The 15,780-nt window shown below is 64.5% G+C and carries 17 protein-coding genes and 1 tRNA gene; 13 read left to right on the top strand and 5 right to left on the bottom strand.

Going from position 1 to position 15,780, the window contains the following annotated elements; all coding sequences use genetic code 11:
- Positions 1 to 153: 153 nt before the first annotated feature.
- Positions 154 to 645, bottom strand: coding sequence for a YajQ family cyclic di-GMP-binding protein (locus KNN17_RS00650; protein WP_059387254.1), 492 nt, complete (start codon positions 643 to 645; stop codon positions 154 to 156).
- Between the two features lie 186 nt (positions 646 to 831).
- On the opposite strand from KNN17_RS00650, the gene KNN17_RS00655 reads away from it, so the two are divergent.
- Together KNN17_RS00655 and KNN17_RS00660 are read left to right on the top strand one after the other, a co-directional pair.
- Positions 832 to 1,098 (top strand): hypothetical protein, encoded by a 267-nt coding sequence (locus KNN17_RS00655; RefSeq protein WP_078108081.1) that lies wholly within the window; start codon positions 832 to 834, stop codon positions 1,096 to 1,098.
- Between the two features lie 129 nt (positions 1,099 to 1,227).
- Positions 1,228 to 1,309: transfer RNA gene (locus tag KNN17_RS00660), tRNA-Tyr, on the top strand.
- Between the two features lie 168 nt (positions 1,310 to 1,477).
- Here the strand turns inward: KNN17_RS00660 and KNN17_RS00665 are convergent.
- On the bottom strand, positions 1,478 to 1,702 hold the full coding sequence (locus KNN17_RS00665) for a hypothetical protein (protein ID WP_241707043.1): 225 nt from the start codon (positions 1,700 to 1,702) through the stop codon (positions 1,478 to 1,480).
- Positions 1,703 to 1,840: 138 nt separating this feature from the next.
- Between KNN17_RS00665 and KNN17_RS00670 the strand changes: the two genes are divergently transcribed.
- Positions 1,841 to 2,386: an acyl-CoA thioesterase gene (locus tag KNN17_RS00670; RefSeq protein ID WP_241707153.1), complete on the top strand. Its 546-nt coding sequence runs from the start codon at positions 1,841 to 1,843 to the stop codon at positions 2,384 to 2,386.
- A gap of 111 nt (positions 2,387 to 2,497) precedes the next feature.
- Positions 2,498 to 2,869: a thioredoxin family protein gene (locus KNN17_RS00675; protein ID WP_059387274.1), complete on the top strand. Its 372-nt coding sequence runs from the start codon at positions 2,498 to 2,500 to the stop codon at positions 2,867 to 2,869.
- Here KNN17_RS00675 and KNN17_RS00680 read toward each other — a convergent pair.
- Positions 2,866 to 3,144 carry a putative quinol monooxygenase gene (locus KNN17_RS00680; protein ID WP_078108018.1) on the bottom strand — a complete coding sequence of 93 codons (279 nt, stop codon included), beginning with the start codon at positions 3,142 to 3,144 and terminating at the stop codon, positions 2,866 to 2,868. The genes KNN17_RS00675 and KNN17_RS00680 overlap by 4 nt on opposite strands.
- A 102-nt stretch (positions 3,145 to 3,246) precedes the next feature.
- Between KNN17_RS00680 and KNN17_RS00685 the strand changes: the two genes are divergently transcribed.
- Entirely contained in the window at positions 3,247 to 4,920 is a 1,674-nt protein-coding gene (locus KNN17_RS00685) for an AMP-binding protein (RefSeq protein WP_241707044.1), read from the top strand.
- 132 nt (positions 4,921 to 5,052) lie between these two features.
- A complete protein-coding gene (locus tag KNN17_RS00690) occupies positions 5,053 to 6,015 on the top strand; it encodes a hypothetical protein (RefSeq protein ID WP_241707045.1) in 963 nt (320 codons plus the stop codon).
- Positions 6,016 to 6,032: 17 nt separating this feature from the next.
- Here the strand turns inward: KNN17_RS00690 and KNN17_RS00695 are convergent, their stop codons facing one another.
- Positions 6,033 to 7,025 carry a DNA-3-methyladenine glycosylase family protein gene (locus tag KNN17_RS00695; RefSeq protein WP_241707046.1) on the bottom strand — a complete coding sequence of 331 codons (993 nt, stop codon included), beginning with the start codon at positions 7,023 to 7,025 and terminating at the stop codon, positions 6,033 to 6,035.
- 150 nt (positions 7,026 to 7,175) lie between these two features.
- Here KNN17_RS00695 and KNN17_RS00700 point away from each other — a divergent pair, with 150 nt between their 5' ends.
- From KNN17_RS00700 to KNN17_RS00720, 5 genes are all read left to right on the top strand, one after another.
- Positions 7,176 to 7,583, top strand: coding sequence for a VOC family protein (locus KNN17_RS00700; RefSeq protein ID WP_241707047.1), 408 nt, complete (start codon positions 7,176 to 7,178; stop codon positions 7,581 to 7,583).
- Between the two features lie 124 nt (positions 7,584 to 7,707).
- Positions 7,708 to 9,093 carry a cystathionine beta-synthase gene (locus KNN17_RS00705; protein ID WP_236812368.1) on the top strand — a complete coding sequence of 462 codons (1,386 nt, stop codon included), beginning with the start codon at positions 7,708 to 7,710 and terminating at the stop codon, positions 9,091 to 9,093.
- A 14-nt stretch (positions 9,094 to 9,107) separates the two neighbouring features.
- On the top strand, positions 9,108 to 10,271 hold the full coding sequence (locus KNN17_RS00710; protein ID WP_078108023.1) for a cystathionine gamma-synthase: 1,164 nt from the start codon (positions 9,108 to 9,110) through the stop codon (positions 10,269 to 10,271).
- A 160-nt stretch (positions 10,272 to 10,431) separates the two neighbouring features.
- Positions 10,432 to 10,959, top strand: coding sequence for a winged helix-turn-helix transcriptional regulator (locus KNN17_RS00715; RefSeq protein ID WP_241707048.1), 528 nt, complete (start codon positions 10,432 to 10,434; stop codon positions 10,957 to 10,959).
- Positions 10,956 to 12,305: an MFS transporter gene (locus tag KNN17_RS00720; RefSeq protein ID WP_241707049.1), complete on the top strand. Its 1,350-nt coding sequence runs from the start codon at positions 10,956 to 10,958 to the stop codon at positions 12,303 to 12,305. The genes KNN17_RS00715 and KNN17_RS00720 overlap by 4 nt, the downstream gene beginning before the upstream one ends.
- Before the next feature lie 53 nt (positions 12,306 to 12,358).
- Here KNN17_RS00720 and KNN17_RS00725 read toward each other — a convergent pair whose 3' ends face one another.
- Positions 12,359 to 13,543 (bottom strand): acyl-CoA dehydrogenase family protein, encoded by a 1,185-nt coding sequence (locus KNN17_RS00725; RefSeq protein WP_241707050.1) that lies wholly within the window; start codon positions 13,541 to 13,543, stop codon positions 12,359 to 12,361.
- A gap of 81 nt (positions 13,544 to 13,624) precedes the next feature.
- On the opposite strand from KNN17_RS00725, the gene KNN17_RS00730 reads away from it, so the two are divergent.
- On the top strand, positions 13,625 to 15,109 hold the full coding sequence (locus tag KNN17_RS00730; RefSeq protein WP_241707051.1) for a sensor histidine kinase: 1,485 nt from the start codon (positions 13,625 to 13,627) through the stop codon (positions 15,107 to 15,109).
- Positions 15,106 to 15,780 (top strand): response regulator, encoded by a 675-nt coding sequence (locus KNN17_RS00735; protein WP_241707052.1) that lies wholly within the window; start codon positions 15,106 to 15,108, stop codon positions 15,778 to 15,780. The genes KNN17_RS00730 and KNN17_RS00735 overlap by 4 nt, the downstream gene beginning before the upstream one ends.

A 15,780-nucleotide genomic window follows, 5' to 3' on the forward strand; every position in this document is an offset into this window, starting at 1 on the left:
CGGGGTATGCGCTAGCCCCGACCCCAAAAAGTTGTCTGGTGTGACGCACCGCCCATCAACGACCGCCGCATTAACGACGACGGCGCGTCGCCCGCTCAGGGGCAACGCGCCGTCGTCGTACTTCCGGATAACGGCCTGGGCCGCGGCGAACTCCTAGCTGCGGAAGTTCACGAACTGGAGATCGGCCTCTTCGAACTTCTTCAGGATGTTCATGGTTTCCTGCAGGTCATCGCGGGACTTGGAGGTGACGCGGAGTTCGTCGCCCTGGATCTGGGACTTGACGGACTTCGGGGCCTCGTCGCGGATGATCTTGTTGATCTTCTTCGCGATGTCCTGCGCAATGCCCTCCTTGATGGAGCATTCCAGGCGGAATTCCTTGCCGGAGGGGTACGGCTCGCCCTGGTCGAGGGACTTCAGGGAGATGCCGCGCTTGATGAGCTTGGACTGGAAGACGTCCAGTACGGCAAGGATGCGGTCCTCGGAGTTGGCCTTCATGAGGATCTTCTCGCCGCTGAAGTCGATCTCCGCGCCGACGCCCTTGAAGTCGTACCGCTGTGCGATTTCCTTCTGGGACTGGTGGAGCGCGTTGGCGACTTCCTGCTTGTCTACCTTGCTGACGACGTCGAATGTGGATTCGCCTGCCATGACTCTCCTTGTGATCGTTGGGGGTGGCCCGGAAACGGGCGGTTTTGTCTGCCATCCAGCCTAGTACGGAAGCGCCCGGCGTGTGCCGAACGTTCACAGTTCGCTCACAGCACACGTATGGCCGGAACTGAGACTGCCCCGACAGAGTTGTATCAGTTTGAAGAGCCCATCCTGAAAGGGAGCACCATGAGCAACCAAGCCGTCCGCTACGTCACCAAGTCAGCCGCTGCCGCCGCCGGTTCAATCGGAGCCGCTGCCGCCACCGCCGCAAGCGCGGTTGCAGCCGCAGCGCTTGCGGCCTCCGTGGTCTTGAGCCCGGTCCCGGACGCGGCATCTCGGATGGACGGCATTCACGCGGACCTGTTGCGGGCCGTGCAGCTCAACCAGATCACGCTGGAGCAGGCGGCCAGCTTCGAGGCCAAACTGGCCGGGCGGATACTTGGTGATGCCTGAGATTTTTGCCTGCTTTGAGGCTTCGAGGCCTCGATTCGATTCTTCGGCAGAAGTTCTGTAAGGTTGTCTTGCTCGCGCTTACCGGATCGGAAACGAAACGATGATCGGGAGTGACTTCTTTTGAAGTTCGGCAGATTACCCGAGCGGCCAAAGGGGGCTGACTGTAAATCAGCTGGCAACGCCTACGGGGGTTCGAATCCCTCATCTGCCACAAAATGAAATCCCCGGAACCATATGGTTCCGGGGATTTTTTGTTTGTCCATTGCGTTTTTGAGCGCCCCGTTCGACGCGGAAAATTTCCTGCGCGGCGCGGATGGGCTCTCGACACTCGGATTCCTGCGTCGACAGGAATTTTGCGTGTCGACGACGGAAGTCCGGGTTAGCTAGCACTGCCCGGCTCCAGCCAGTATCCGTCCTGGTGATGAACGAGTTGCCGGCCCAGGCCTCCGGAGAGCTGGATCCAGAGCGTGCTACGATCATCGGTCATGCCGTCCAAGGTGCCCACGATCCTGTTGCCGCGGGTGTCCTGCAACACCAGCTCCTGGTGGAGGGGAAGTTCCGGCCACACGTCTGCGTGTGCCGTGATCGTCGGGGTGGTGCTCACGGGATCTCCTTGGTGCTTTCTGCAAATTGTTTTCAGACATTCTTCCCGGGGCATGTGAACCGGCGGTAAACGACATGCCATGGAGCGACACACAAAACGAAGGCGCCCGAAATGTTACCGAGGAGTAACATGGCGTTTATGCATTTGCTTCTCCGAACCCTCTTGATCTTGTTCACCTCGTCCAGGCGGAGCTGGCTCAGCGTTTGGGGCACGTCCTCGTTGCCTATGCGCGTGCTACCCACGGACATCGACATTGCGATGCATGTGAACAACGGCATGTATTTTTCGCTGATGGATCTTGGACGCTTCGACCTCATGGTGCGGGCGGGGATCTGGCAAAAGATGCGACGCCGCCGCTGGAGTCCCGTGGCCGCGGGGGAGACCATTGCGTTCCGGAAGTCGTTGCAGCTTTGGCAGCAGTACACCATCGAGTCCAAGATCATCGGGCTCGATTCCAAGGCGATCTACTTTGAACAACGCATGGTGGTCGACGGCGAGATCTACGCCCGTGCGCACATTGCCACCCGGCTTGTCGCGAAGGGGCGGCCCGTGAGCCAGGAGGAGATCCTGGCCGAGTTTGGCGAGCCTCCCGCGGACCTCGAGCTTCCGGAATGGATCCACGAGTGGCGCGAGAATAACGCGCTCCCCGGCGCGCGAAAGACCGCCCCGCACTTCTGGCGCTAACCGAAGGTACCGGGCGGCGCCAAACCGCCCGGCCGCCGTCGTGGTTTATTCCCGGTTTGCCGGGTAGCGAACAAGGGCGACTTCGAAGGCGTGGTCGCGTACCGTGGAAGCATGGCTACAGTTGACATCACCGGCGAGCAGTTCGCATCGACCATCGAGGGCAATGACATTGTCTTGGTGGATTTCTGGGCTGCGTGGTGCGGCCCTTGCAGGCAGTTTGCGCCCACGTACCAGGCCGCTTCCGAGAAGCATGACGATGTGTTCTTCGCCAAGGTGGACACCGAGGCCGAGCAGCAGCTCGCTGCCGAAGCCGGTATCTCCTCGATCCCCACGCTTATGGCCTTCCGCGAAAAGGTCCTCGTGTTCTCCCAGCCGGGCGCACTGAACGGACCCCAGCTGGAGCAGGTCATCGAGGCCGTCAAGGGGCTCGACATGGATGAGGTCCACGCGCACATCGCGAAGCAGCGCGCGGAAAACTCCTAGAGGCGCTCGAGCTTCACCGGCTCCGCGAGCAGCGCGCTGAGGGATTCGTTGAGGTCCTGGACCGCGATGCCCTTGGAGTGGATGTCGAGGTGCTCCTCGGAGGCCCACTGCTCGGTCAGGACGAGCTTGTCCTCGGTGGCTTCGGTGAGCTCGTAACGGATGCAGCCGGGTTCGTTCACTACTTCGTCGATCGCGATTTCCAGGGCGAGCTTGACGCGGAAGAATTCGCCGTCGTTGGGAATGAACGTGGCCTGCAGGTCAATGGGTGCACTCATGGGATTCACCTTACCGGCTGGCCCGGCGAGGCCCTGAAATATTTTGTAGGACTTCCAAGCAAAAGTCTTCTCTTGGCCCCGCGGAGTTGGTAGCGTGCGTTCATGCTTTCCTACACAGCCGGGGACACTGACGTCCCGCTGCTTGAAGAGACCATCGGCGCCAACTTTGAACGCGTCGCGGCGCGGTTTCCGTTGCGGGACGCGCTCATCGAAGCCGCCGTGGTGCCCGGCGATGAGGCTCGGCGCTGGAGTTACGAAAAACTGAACGACGACGTCGACCGGCTCGCGCGTGCGCTGCTCGCGATGGGCGTCGCGAAGGGTGACAGGGTAGGCATCTGGAGCCCGAACTGCGCCGAATGGACCATCCTGCAATACGCCACTGCGAAGGCCGGCGCGATCCTGGTCAACGTCAACCCGGCATACCGGAGCCACGAACTCGAATTCGTGGTCCGACAGAACGGCATGCGGATGCTGGTGGCCGCGCCTTCGGACAAGAACAGCGACTATGTGGGCATGGCCCGGGAGGCCTTGGCTAGCTGCCCTGAGCTTCGGGAGCTCGTGTTCCTTCCCGATCTTGGACTGGACATGCTCAACGCAGGCGAACCGCAAAGCGACGCCGAGCTGACGTTCGCCGAGCTGCTCAAGCGGGCGGACGACGTCGGGCCGTCGGCGCTCAAGGCGCGCATGGCGGAACTGGATCCGCACGATCCCATCAACCTGCAATACACCTCGGGAACTACAGGATTCCCCAAGGGTGCCACGCTGACACACCACAACATCCTCAACAACGGCAACCAGATCGGCAGGCTGCTGGGATACACCGAACGCGACCGCGTGGTCCTTCCGGTGCCGTTCTACCACTGTTTCGGCATGGTCATCGGGAACCTGAACGCGCTGAGCTTCGGAGCTGCCACCATTATTCCCGGGCGCGGATTCACCCCGGCTGCCGCCCTGGAAGCGGTTCAGGATTTTGGCGGCACCTCGCTGTACGGCGTGCCCACCATGTTCATCGCCGAGCTGGCTTTGCCGGACTTCGCCTCCTACGACCTCTCCACGCTGCGCACAGGGGTCATGGCCGGCTCACTGTGCCCTATCGAGGTCATGGAGCGCGTCATCGGGGAGATGAACATGCGGGACGTGGCCATTTGCTACGGCATGACCGAGACTTCGCCGGTATCCACCATGACCCTCGCGGCGGACACCCTGGAACTGCGCACCACGACTGTGGGCCGCACGATGCCCCGGCTCGAGTCCAAGATCGTGGATCCGGGCACCGGCGAAACCCTGGAACGCGGGGGCATCGGCGAGTTGTGCACACGGGGCTACGCAGTGATGGACGGGTATTGGGGCCAGCCGGAGAAGACAGCCGAAGCCATCGACGAGGACGGCTGGATGCACACCGGCGATCTCGCCCGGATGGACCCGGACGGGTTCATCGTGATCGAAGGCCGCATGAAGGACATGGTCATCCGGGGCGGCGAGAACGTCTATCCCCGCGAGATCGAGGAGTTCCTGTACCGGCATCCGGCCATCCAGGACGTCCAGGTCATTGGGGTTCCCGACTCCAAATACGGCGAAGAACTGATGGCCTGCATCATCCTCAAACCGGGAGCAACTTTGGACCTGGACGGGGTGCAGGAGTTCTGCCGCGGCAGGCTGGCCCACTTCAAGATCCCGCGCTACGTGGACATCAGGGAGAGCTTCCCCATGACGGTATCCGGCAAGGTGCGCAAGATCGACATGCGCGAAGAAGCGATCGCCCGCCTGGGACTCTAACTCCAACGCGGGGTCACTTACGGCCCATGCCGGGCAGCAACATGGGCCGTAAGTGACCCCGCGTTGGCGTGGTTGGAAGTCTGCCTGTGGATAACTGCTTGCCGGGGTCAAATTGCGGCCAAACTGGATCCCATGGTCCGCATCATTCCGCTGCCGAACGAACTCAGCAACCGTCCTTTCACGGTCTATGAATCGCGCGGCCTTGGCGTCGCTCCGAAGCGGCTGCGGGCCAGGGACGTGTCCGACGGCGGCCGCCTGATCTACTTGCCCGCGGGTCGTGAGTTTGAGTTTGCCGAAAGGGCACGCGTCCTTGCCGCGGCAACTCCGGGCGCCTGGGTGTCCCATGAGAGCGCCGCGATATTGACCCGGCTCGGCCTTCCTCCGTGGCTTGGCGACGGCGGGACGATCCACCTCAGCAAACCCCATGCGCTTCCCCGGGTCCGCCGGACGGGAGTGACTGGGCATCGGGTGCGCGTCCTCCCGGGCGAAGTCACGGAAATTGACGGAATTCCTGTGTCCTCTCCATCCCGGACGTGGCTTGACCTGGCGCACCAGTTGCCGCTGCGGTACGTGATTGCCATGGGCGACCAGTTGATCCGCATGCCCCGGCCGGGCCTGGAAGGACGGACGGAGCCCTACGCGGACAAGGAAGGGTTGCGCCTCCTGATCCGGCAGCATCCGAATATGAAAGGCGTCGAGAAGGCCCGGCTTGCCCTCGACGACATGCGCGTCGGAGCGGACTCGTTTCCGGAGACATTCCTGCGGCTGGCCATGGCGGATGCACGATTGCCTGAACCGGAATTGCAGCTCTGCCTCGATCCGGATGATCCGTGGTCGCCTTCCGCGGACCTGGGGTACCGGCGATTCCGGATCGCCGTCCAGTATGACGGTGCCCCGCACCTTACGCGGGAACGGCAGACAAGGGACAACCGGAGGGACGAGGCTTTCACCAGCGCCGGCTGGTCCTACTTCAAGGCCAACGCCGATGACCTGGCCGAAGGGTTCGCCGGCGTCATTGTCCGGATCAAGCGGGCGAAACCCCCAACGCGGGGTCACTTACGGCCCATGCCGGGCAGCAACATGGGCCGTAAGTGACCCCGCGTTGCCAGGCTTTAGTGTCCCCGATGGTCCTGGATGGTCATCCGCGGTCCGAACGTCGGCTTGCGGAAGCCGCTGAGCCCGAGCATCCGGACCACCCGCTGCCGGTGCCCGCGCCACGGTTCCAAGAGGGCGATCATGCCGGCGTCGTCCGTTTTCCTGCCCGTGAGCGCGTAACCGACGTACGAGGCCAAATGGTAGTCGCCCACCGCGATCGAGTCCGGGCAGCCATGGGTCCGCTGGACAACCTCCGCGGCCGTCCAGATGCCGATTCCCGGGATGGTCTGCATCTTGGCCCCGGCTTCCGGCGCGCTGAGTGAGGCGAGCCGTTCAAGCGCGACGGCGGATCGCAGCGCCCGCATGACAGTCCCCGAGCGCTGGGGACCCACTCCGGCTTTGTGCCACTCCCATGAAGGGATGGCCAGCCATTGGGCGGCGGTCGGCGCCACGAGGAGGCCCGATGGCATGCCCGACGTCGGGAGGCGGCCCGCGCTTGGCGCTGCGGTGCCGTACCTGTACATGAGGTAGCGGTAGCCCCGGCGGGCTTCGATGGTGGTGACCTTCTGCTCAAGAATCGTGGGCACAAGGGAGTCCACCACGCGGCCGGTGGTGGGCAGTCGGACGGCGAGGTTCCGGCGTCGGGCTTCCCTGACCATCCGCGGAAGGGTCGCATGGAAGGAGGCGTCGTCAAAGCCGGACCAGTCGTCCCGGCTCCCCAACAGCGCTGGTACGGAGGCAATGGCGGAACCCGCGCCGGGGCCCCAGGCCTGCGCATCGACAGACGTGTCTTGGCCGGTTCCCGCGGCCGTGAGGCGCAGCGTGGCCGGGCCGGCCGGCGTCGTGAAGGCCATCCACACGCCGTCCTGCCGTGCAGCGAAGGACGGATCACCGTTGCCGCGCATGAGGATTCCCACGGTCTGCAGAAGGTCGAAGGGGCCGCCGGGGTGCCATCGCACTGACGCGTCGGCCGTAGCCGCTGCGGCCGGTGGGACATCGACGATGGTCATTCATTCATGGTCGCATGCTCGTCGGACATCACCGGACATGTCCCGAAACAAGCAGTCCGAGAGGCCCCTTACGCCGCGAAACCCACACGACTAGACTCCACGTGTGGCGCGGGGCGTCTGCGCCTTCCAGGACAATCTCAGGAGAACGCAATGGCCGGTGTAGTGCATTTTGAAATCCCCGCGGACGACAAGGAGCGGGCCAACACTTTCTACCAAGGTGCCTTCGGCTGGATGCTCAACCCCATGCAGGAAATGGACTACACGATCGCCATCACCACGCCTTCAGACCCGCAGACAGGCATGCCGAGCGCGCCCGGGGCCATCAATGGTGCTCTGTTCCCGCGCTCGGAAGAACTGAAGACGCCCATCATCACGGTTGACGTCGAAGACATCGAGGCTTCGCTCGGCCAGATCGAGAGTGCGGGCGGATCCGTGGTCAAGGGCAAGGACGCTGTTCCGGGCATGGGCTACTACGCGTACTTCAAGGACACCGAAGGCAACATCCTCGGCCTCTGGCAGACCGATCCTTCGGCAGGAGGCTCTGCACCGGCTGAGTGAGGGTGTCCCGCTAGCTTGACCCGCGTGGCCGTCGCTTGGTGAGGAGCGAAGCGGACGCGGCCCGGCACAGGTCTGAGCCTCGGCTGCACCGGAGCAGTCCCGACCAAGCGGTAACTTGGTACCTATGAAGTACGCCCAGTCCGTCCTGGACCTCATTGGCAATACACCGCTCATCAAGCTCAACCACGTGACCGGGGACATCAAAGCCACCATCCTGGTGAAGCTCGAATATGTGAACCCCGGAGGCTCGATCAAGGACCGCATCGCGGTGAAGATGATCGAGGAAGCCGAGCGGGACGGAAAGCTCAAGCCGGGCGGAACCATCGTGGAACCGACCTCGGGCAACACGGGCGTCGGACTTGCCCTGGTGGCGCAGCAAAAGGGTTACAGGTGCATCTTCGTCGTCCCGGACAAGGTGGGCGAGGACAAGCGTGCCGTGCTCCAGGCGTATGGCGCCGAAGTTGTGGTGACTCCCACCTCCGTGGCCCCGGACAGCCCGCAGAGCTACTACAGCGTCTCCGACCGGCTCGTGTCCGAGATCCCCGGAGCGTACAAGCCGGACCAGTTCTCCAACCCCGCTGCTCCCGGCAGCCACTACGAAACCACCGGGCCCGAAATCTGGCGCGATACCGATGGGAAGATCACGCACGTCGTGATCGGCGCGGGAACGGGCGGCACCATCACCGGCACAGGCAGGTACCTCAAGGATGTATCCGCCAACCGGCCGGAGTCCGACGGCGGCCGCGTCAAGGTCATCGGCGCGGACCCGGCAGGCTCGGTCTACTCGGGCGGCACGGGGCGCCCCTACTTCGTGGAGGGCGTCGGCGAGGACATGTGGCCGGCCAACTACGACAAGACCGTGCCGGACGATGTCATTGCCGTCAGCGACGCGGACTCCTTCGAGATGACCCGGCGCCTGGCCCGCGAGGAAGGCCTCCTGGTGGGCGGCTCCTCGGGCATGGCAGTGGTTGCCGCCTTGCAGGTGGCCAAAGACCTTGGCGAGGAAGCCGTCGTCGTCGTGATCCTGCCGGACTCCGGGCGCGGCTACCTGGCGAAGATCTTCAACGACAAGTGGATGCGCTCCTATGGTTTCCTCTCCGGCGGCGAGGAAGCCTCGGTGGGCGAGGTCCTGAAGTCCAAGACGGGCGAGATGCCGGACCTCGTCCACATCCATCCCAACGAGACCGTCCGCGATGTCATCAACATCATGAACGAATTCGGGGTCTCGCACATCCCGGTCCTCTCGCAGGAACCGCCGGTGGTCATGGGCGAGGTGCTCGGCGCCGTCGATGAGCGCACGCTGACCTCCAAGCTGTTCCGCGGCGAGGCGAAATTGACCGACAAGATCTCCGAGCACATGGGGGAGCGCTTGCCGGTCATCGGCTTCTTGGAAACCATCTCCGCCGCGCGCGAGCTGCTGTCCGACGTCGACACCGTCATGGTGACGTTCGTCGGGGCTCCCGTGGGCATCCTGACCCGCCACGACCTTCTCGCCTACCTGAGCAACTGACACTAGGAGTTCCCATGTCTGCAAACGAAGCAGGATTCAACACGCGTGCCGTCCACGCCGGCCAGGCCTTCGAGCCGCGCACCGGCGCCGTGGTTCCGCCGCTGCACTTCAGCTCGACATATGCCCAGGACGGCATAGGCGGTTTGCGCGACGGCTACGAATACGGCCGCGGCGGCAACCCCACGCGCGATGCGCTGCAGGAGCAGCTCGCCGCGCTCGAGGGCGGCACCCACGCCTACAGCTTCAGTTCGGGCCTCGCCGCGGAGGACTCCCTGATCCGTGCCGTTGCCCGGCCCGGCGACCACATCGTCCTCGGCAACGACGCATACGGCGGCACCTACCGGCTCATCAACCGCGTGCTCGGTGAGTGGGGCATCGGCAACACGCCAGTGGACATGTCCAACCTTGATGCCGTGGCGGCGGCCGTCGCGGCGAACAAAACCCGCATCGTCTGGGTGGAAACTCCTTCCAACCCGATGATGAAGGTCACCGATATCGAAGCGCTCGCCAAAGTAGCGCACGACGCCGGTGCCCTCCTTGTCGTCGACAACACCTTCGCGTCGCCCTACTTGCAGACCCCGCTCGCCCTGGGCGCCGACGTCGTGGTCCACTCGACCACCAAGTACATCGGCGGCCACTCGGACGTCGTGGGCGGAGCGATCGTGGTGAAGGACGCCGAGCTGGCCGCGAAGATCGGCTTTGTGCAGTTCGCCGTCGGCGCCGTGTCCGGACCCATGGATGCGTTCCTGACCACCCGTGGTCTCAAGACGCTCGGCGTGCGCATGGACCGCCACAGCGAGAACGCCCAGGCGGTGGCCGAATGGCTGCTGGAGCGCCCCGAGGTCGAAGCCGTGCTGTATCCGGGACTGCCTTCCCACCCGGGCCACGAACTCGCGGCCAAGCAGATGAAGAAGTTCGGCGGCATGATTTCCGTGCAGTTCAAGGGCGGCGAAGCTGCGGCCCGCAAAGTGGCGGAGTCCACCCAGGTGTTCACGCTGGCCGAGTCCCTGGGCGGCATCGAGTCCCTCATGAACTACCCCTCGGAGATGACGCACGCTTCGGTCAAGGGCACCGAGCTGGCCGTTCCGGTCAACCTGATCCGGCTTTCCTGCGGGATCGAGGACGTCGAGGACCTGATCGCGGACCTTGAGCAGGCGATCGGCAACATCGCGGACTGAATGCCCCTCCACTTCTGACCTTCTTTGATTGTCGATCCGGCCGGGACACGCCATCACCACGGCATGTCCTGGCCGATCCTCTTTCGAACCTGGTCGCAAGGGGAGAGCCGTCCCCGTCACAAACCTAGCTTTCTTTAGAAAAGCCAACTAATCTCGGACCATGCCCTTACGATCCGATTGGTCCGAGCGGACGTGCAGCCTGGCGCGCGGCCTCGATATCCTCGGCGACCCTTGGGGAAGCCTGGTGCTGCGGGAGGTCTTCTTCGCCAACGGCCGGTTCGATGCCATCAAAACCCGCCTCCACATCGCAGACAACGTCCTCAGCAAAAGGCTGGCTTGGCTGCTTGAGTCGGGCCTGCTCGCCCAACGGCCCTACCAGGATGGCGCCCGCACCCGCCAGGAATACGTCCTCACGGCCAAAGGGGAAGATGCCTTGCCCGTCTTGAACGCCATCATTCTCTGGTCCGAGAAACATCTCGATGCGCCTGCGGACAACGCCCACATGCGCGTGATCCACACCGGTTGCGGACTGCCGACGGCGTCGGCTGATACCTGCTCCCACTGCGGTTCCCGCCTGACCGCGGCCAACACCAGCTGGCATAGCCTCACGCGATCGGAACACCCCGTGGCCTTGGCCACTGCCCCCGCCAGACGTGACCTCCTGGACGAATCGGAGCCCTCCGCATGACCGCACCCAATCCCACCAAACTTTCCGCTGGCAAGACTCCGCGGAAGCGTCGACTCCACCCCGCCTGGATGGTCGCCGCCGTCGCGTTCCTGGCACTCGTAGGCGCGGCCGGTTTCCGGGCGGCACCCGGCGTGCTCATGGTGCCGCTGCAGCAGGAATTCGGCTGGTCAACAACCGTCCTGTCGCTCGCGGTCAGCATCAACCTGGTGTTGTTCGGCCTCACCGCGCCCTTCGCTGCCGCGCTCATGGAACGCTTCGGCATCCGCACTGTCACCTCGATTGCCCTCTGCCTGATCGGCCTCGGCTCCGCGCTGACGGTGTTCGTCAGCCAGTCCTGGCAGATCCTGCTGACCTGGGGTGTGCTGATCGGGCTCGGCACCGGTTCCATGGCCCTGGTTTTCGCGGCCACCATCGCCAACACGTGGTTCTCCAAGAACCGTGGACTCGTGATCGGCATCCTGACGGCGGGCAGCGCCGCCGGGCAGCTTGTGTTCCTGCCCTTCATCGCGATGCTCGCGCAGAGCCCGGGCTGGCGCGGCGCCTCGCTGTTGATCGCCGCCGGAGCGCTCGCGGTAGTGCCGCTCGTGTTGCGCTGGCTCAAGAACTCACCCGCCGACGTCGGGGTCCAACCTTACGGTGCGGAATCCGAGGAGCCGACGACGGCGGAAGCCGGCCCGGTCGCGGAAGTCGCCAACGCTGAAGGCGCCAAGACGCCCAACGCCGCCGTGCGCGCACTGCAGGTCCTCAAGCGCGCCAGCAAAGTGCGCACGTTCTGGGCACTCGTTGCCGGTTTCGCCATCTGCGGTGCTACCACCAACGGCCTGATCGGCACCCACTTCATTCCCTCGGCGCACGACCACGGCATGCCGGAAACCACCGCGGCCGGCTTGCTGGCCGTCGTCGGGATCTTCGACATCGTGGGCACCATCGCTTCCGGTTGGTTGACGGACCGCTTCAACCCCAAGGTGCTCCTTGCCGTGTACTACCAGTTCCGCGGGGTCGGGCTGCTGGTGCTGCCCGTGCTCCTGAGCTCCACCGTGCAGCCGAGCATGATCCTGTTTGTCGTGGTGTACGGCCTGGACTGGGTGGCCACGGTGCCTCCGACGGCGGCCATCTGCCGCAAGGTGTTCGGGGCGGACGGATCAGTGGTGTTCGGCTGGGTCTTCGCCGCGCACCAGCTTGGAGCCGCGGCTGCAGCGTTCCTCGCGGGTTACATCCGGGACGCCACGGGCCACTACACCTATGCATGGATCGGTGCTGCCGCGATGTGCACCGTGGCAGCCGTCATCAGCGCCACCATGCGTAAAGACGCGGCCAGGAAGGAACCGGTCCCGGTCAGAGCCTAGGCCCGGTCGGCTAGGTCGGGCGCGGGACCCGCGCGTGGCCTGCGCCAGTGAAGTCAGCGGAAAGCCGGGATGCCCGTGATGTGCTGGCCGAGGATGAGCGTGTGGACCTCGTCCGTGCCTTCATAGGTGCGCACCGATTCCAGGTTGTTGGCATGGCGCAGCGGCGGGTAGTCCAGCGTGATGCCGTTGCCGCCCAGGATGGTGCGGGCGTCGCGGGCGATCTTGATTGCCTCACGCACATTGTTGAGCTTGCCCACCGAGATCTGTTCCGGCCGCAGTTTGCCAGCGTCCTTGAGCCGTCCGAGATGCAGCGCGAGCATGGTGCCCTTCTGGATCTCCAGGACCATGTTCACGAGCTTCTCCTGGGTCAACTGGTAGCTGGCCAAGGGCTTGCCGAATTGCATGCGGCTTCCGGCATACTCGAGCGCGGCTTCGTAGGAGTCGCGGGCCGCGCCCATGGCACCCCAGGCAATGCCGTACCGCGCCTCGTTAAGGCAGGAGAACGGGCCGCGGAGGCCCAGCGCACCCGGGAGGAGGGCCTCGAGACCCAGCCGGACGGCGTCGAACACCACATCGCACTGGATCGAGGCCCGCATGGAGAGCTTCCCGTCGATGGGAGCCACGGTGACTCCCTGAGTGCCGGCCGGAACCAGGAAGCCGCGGATGCCGTCGTCGGTGTTTGCCCACACCACCATGACGTCGGCGATCGAGGCCATCCCGATCCAGCGCTTCGAACCATTCAGCACCCAGCCGGCGTCGTCTCCCGTCCCGTCGCGGCGCGCAAAGCTGGCCATGGACGACGGGTCCGAACCCGCCGTCGGCTCCGTCAAGGCAAAGCAGCCGATCAGTTCGCCGGCAGCCATGCGCGGGAGCCATTGTTCCTTTTGCGCTTCGCTGCCCCAGCGGTGGATCGCCGTCATGGCCAGGGAGCCTTGGACGGACACGAAGGTGCGGATGCCGGAATCGCCGGCCTCGAGTTCCATGGCTGCGAGTCCGTATTCGACGGCGGAGCGGCCCGGGCAGCCGTAGCCCTCCAGATGCATGCCAAGGACTCCGAGCTCGCCGAGTTCCGCCGGCAGTTCCCGCGGGAACAATGCCGCCTCGTACCACCGGTCGATGTTCGGGCGGATCCGCTGGTCGGTAAAATCCCGTACTTTCTCACGGATCTCCAGTTCCTCGGGGGCCAAGAGCGAATCGAGGGCAAGGACATCGGAGGTATTCGTCGTTGAATGGCTCATGCCAGCATCCTAGGCCGGACATGTTCCTCGCGGCGGCCTGCAGGCGCAGGAGCGGCACTTCCGCCGTGCCAGAATTGAGCCATGGCCGCGGCAGACGTGAACGCAATAGGACTGCCGCTACGGGCAGTCAAGGGGATCGGGCGACGCCGCATTCTGGCGGGCCTGGCCTTGGCCCTGCTGCTGCCCGTCGCGATCGAAGTCCTGGTGTCCGCGCTGCAATACCGGAATTTCGCCATGATCATGCTGTTCCAGCTGGCCGTCTCGGCAGCGGTTGCGGCAATCGGGGGCCTGTGGCCGGCCGTGGTGTCCGCCGTCCTCGGCAGCATGCTGTTGAACTACTTCTCGGCAGATCCGGTGGGCTCCCTGTCCATCGCGGATCCCACTACGCTTCTCACCCTGGTTATCTTCCTTGCTGTGGCGTGCGGAGTGGCGCTCGCCGTCGGCTTGGCGACCAGGCGGGCCCAGGAGGCCGCGCACTCCGGCGCCGAGGCAAGGGCCCTCAGCGAGCTGGCCCTTCGTATCCTGAGCTCGGACGGCAGCCTCGAGTCATTCCTGGACAAGATCCGCGTCAACCTCGGCATGGAGGCGATGACGCTGCTCGCCACGTTTGACTCGCCGGACGCCCCCGGACCCAACTGGCAAGTCCTTGCAAGCTCCGGGATTCAACCGCCGGTGACCCATGCGGCAGCCGACCATGCCGCCGTCGTCGATCGCAACTACACGCTCCTGCTCCGGGGTGGACCGCTTTCCGAACAGCATCGCCGCATGCTCGCCGCGTTCGGCGCCTTCGTGGTGGCGTTGAGGGAGCGCCAGCAGCTCGTCAAGAGCAGGCAGGACAACGTGCGCCTGGCCGAAGGCAACAAAATGCGGACCTCCATCCTGCGCGCCGTCTCCCATGATCTCCGCACTCCTTTGGCGGGCATCAAGCTTGCTGTCAGCAGCCTGCGACAGGAAGACGTGACCTTTGCCCCCGAAGACGAGCGCGAACTGTTGGCCACCATCGAGGACTACGCGGACCGCTTGGATCACCTGGTGGATAACTTGCTGGACATGTCCCGGATTACTGCGGATGCCGTGAATCCGCTGCTGCGAGGACTGGGCTGGCACCAGATCATGCCGGAGGCTTTGCGCGGCGTGCCGGGGGAGCGCATCCGCAACGAGCTTCCGGCAAACCTTCCCCTTATAGAGGCCGACGCCGGGATACTGGAACGCGTCGTGGCGAACCTTGTGGAAAACGCAGTGAAATACGCGCCTGATTCCGATGTTGTGCTGGTGGCTCGGACCGGAGCGGGCATCACGGTGGATGGTCGGCCGGCCAGCGAACTCCGCGTGATGGACCATGGTTCGGGGATCACGCCAGCGGCAGTGCTGGAGCTTTTCCAGCCTTTCCAGCGACTCGATGATTCTGCATCCAGCCGGGACGGCCGCAGCGGAATCGGTTTGGGACTCGCTGTCGCCAAGGGATTCACCGAGGCCATGGGCGGTACGCTCATGGCTGAGGCGACGCCGGGAGGCGGGCTGACCATGGTGGTCACACTCCCTCTGTGGACGGGAGGGCGGCCATGAACCTTGTGCTGATCGTGGAAGATGAAGCCCAGATCGCCCGGGCGATGCAAATCAATCTCCACGCCCACGGCTACCACGCCATCAGCGTGGGCAACGGCGCAGATGCGCTCAAAGCGGCGGCCCAGCAGCCCGTGGACATCGTTGTACTCGACCTTGGGCTTCCGGACATGGATGGTGTGGATGTGATCAAGGGAATCCGCGGCTGGAGCACCATGCCCATTATCGTGCTGTCTGCCCGGCACGGTTCGGAAGACAAAGTAGAAGCGCTCGACGCCGGAGCCGACGACTATGTGACCAAGCCCTTCGGCCTGGACGAACTCCTGGCCAGGCTCCGTGCCGCCTCGCGGCGGGCAGCACCCAGGCATGAAGCGCCGACGCTCCAGACCGCCGACTTCCTGGTTGACCTGGCCGGAAAAAAGATCACCAAAGACGGCGCGGAAGTACGGCTGACGCCCACGGAGTGGAACATCCTGGAATTGCTTGTGCGCAACGCCGGACGGCTGGTCAGCCAGCAGCAGATCCTCACCCAGGTCTGGGGACAGGCCTACGCCAAGGAGACCCAGTACCTGCGTGTCTACATCGCGCAGCTCCGGCGCAAGCTCGAACGCGACCCCGCCCAGCCCCGCCACCTCCACACGGAGGCCGGCATGGGATATCGCTTCGATCCGTAG

The organism is Arthrobacter bambusae (assembly GCF_022606295.1).
Classification (GTDB): domain Bacteria; phylum Actinomycetota; class Actinomycetes; order Actinomycetales; family Micrococcaceae; genus Arthrobacter; species Arthrobacter bambusae_A.

Bases quoted from the DNA above. Each gene is read 5' to 3' on its own strand.
- KNN17_RS00685 (WP_241707044.1), top strand. From the start codon at position 3,247: ATGCTTTCCTACACAGCCGGGGACACTGACGTCCCGCTGCTTGAAGAG.
- KNN17_RS00695 (WP_241707046.1), bottom strand. From the start codon at position 7,025: ATGACCATCGTCGATGTCCCACCGGCCGCAGCGGCTACGGCCGACGCG.
- KNN17_RS00730 (WP_241707051.1), top strand. From the start codon at position 13,625: ATGGCCGCGGCAGACGTGAACGCAATAGGACTGCCGCTACGGGCAGTC.
- KNN17_RS00735 (WP_241707052.1), top strand. From the start codon at position 15,106: ATGAACCTTGTGCTGATCGTGGAAGATGAAGCCCAGATCGCCCGGGCG.
- KNN17_RS00680 (WP_078108018.1), bottom strand. From the start codon at position 3,144: ATGAGTGCACCCATTGACCTGCAGGCCACGTTCATTCCCAACGACGGC.
- KNN17_RS00710 (WP_078108023.1), top strand. From the start codon at position 9,108: ATGTCTGCAAACGAAGCAGGATTCAACACGCGTGCCGTCCACGCCGGC.
- KNN17_RS00650 (WP_059387254.1), bottom strand. From the start codon at position 645: ATGGCAGGCGAATCCACATTCGACGTCGTCAGCAAGGTAGACAAGCAG.
- KNN17_RS00655 (WP_078108081.1), top strand. From the start codon at position 832: ATGAGCAACCAAGCCGTCCGCTACGTCACCAAGTCAGCCGCTGCCGCC.
- KNN17_RS00700 (WP_241707047.1), top strand. From the start codon at position 7,176: ATGGCCGGTGTAGTGCATTTTGAAATCCCCGCGGACGACAAGGAGCGG.
- KNN17_RS00715 (WP_241707048.1), top strand. From the start codon at position 10,432: ATGCCCTTACGATCCGATTGGTCCGAGCGGACGTGCAGCCTGGCGCGC.
- KNN17_RS00720 (WP_241707049.1), top strand. From the start codon at position 10,956: ATGACCGCACCCAATCCCACCAAACTTTCCGCTGGCAAGACTCCGCGG.
- KNN17_RS00690 (WP_241707045.1), top strand. From the start codon at position 5,053: ATGGTCCGCATCATTCCGCTGCCGAACGAACTCAGCAACCGTCCTTTC.
- KNN17_RS00670 (WP_241707153.1), top strand. From the start codon at position 1,841: ATGCATTTGCTTCTCCGAACCCTCTTGATCTTGTTCACCTCGTCCAGG.
- KNN17_RS00725 (WP_241707050.1), bottom strand. From the start codon at position 13,543: ATGAGCCATTCAACGACGAATACCTCCGATGTCCTTGCCCTCGATTCG.
- KNN17_RS00705 (WP_236812368.1), top strand. From the start codon at position 7,708: ATGAAGTACGCCCAGTCCGTCCTGGACCTCATTGGCAATACACCGCTC.
- KNN17_RS00675 (WP_059387274.1), top strand. From the start codon at position 2,498: ATGGCTACAGTTGACATCACCGGCGAGCAGTTCGCATCGACCATCGAG.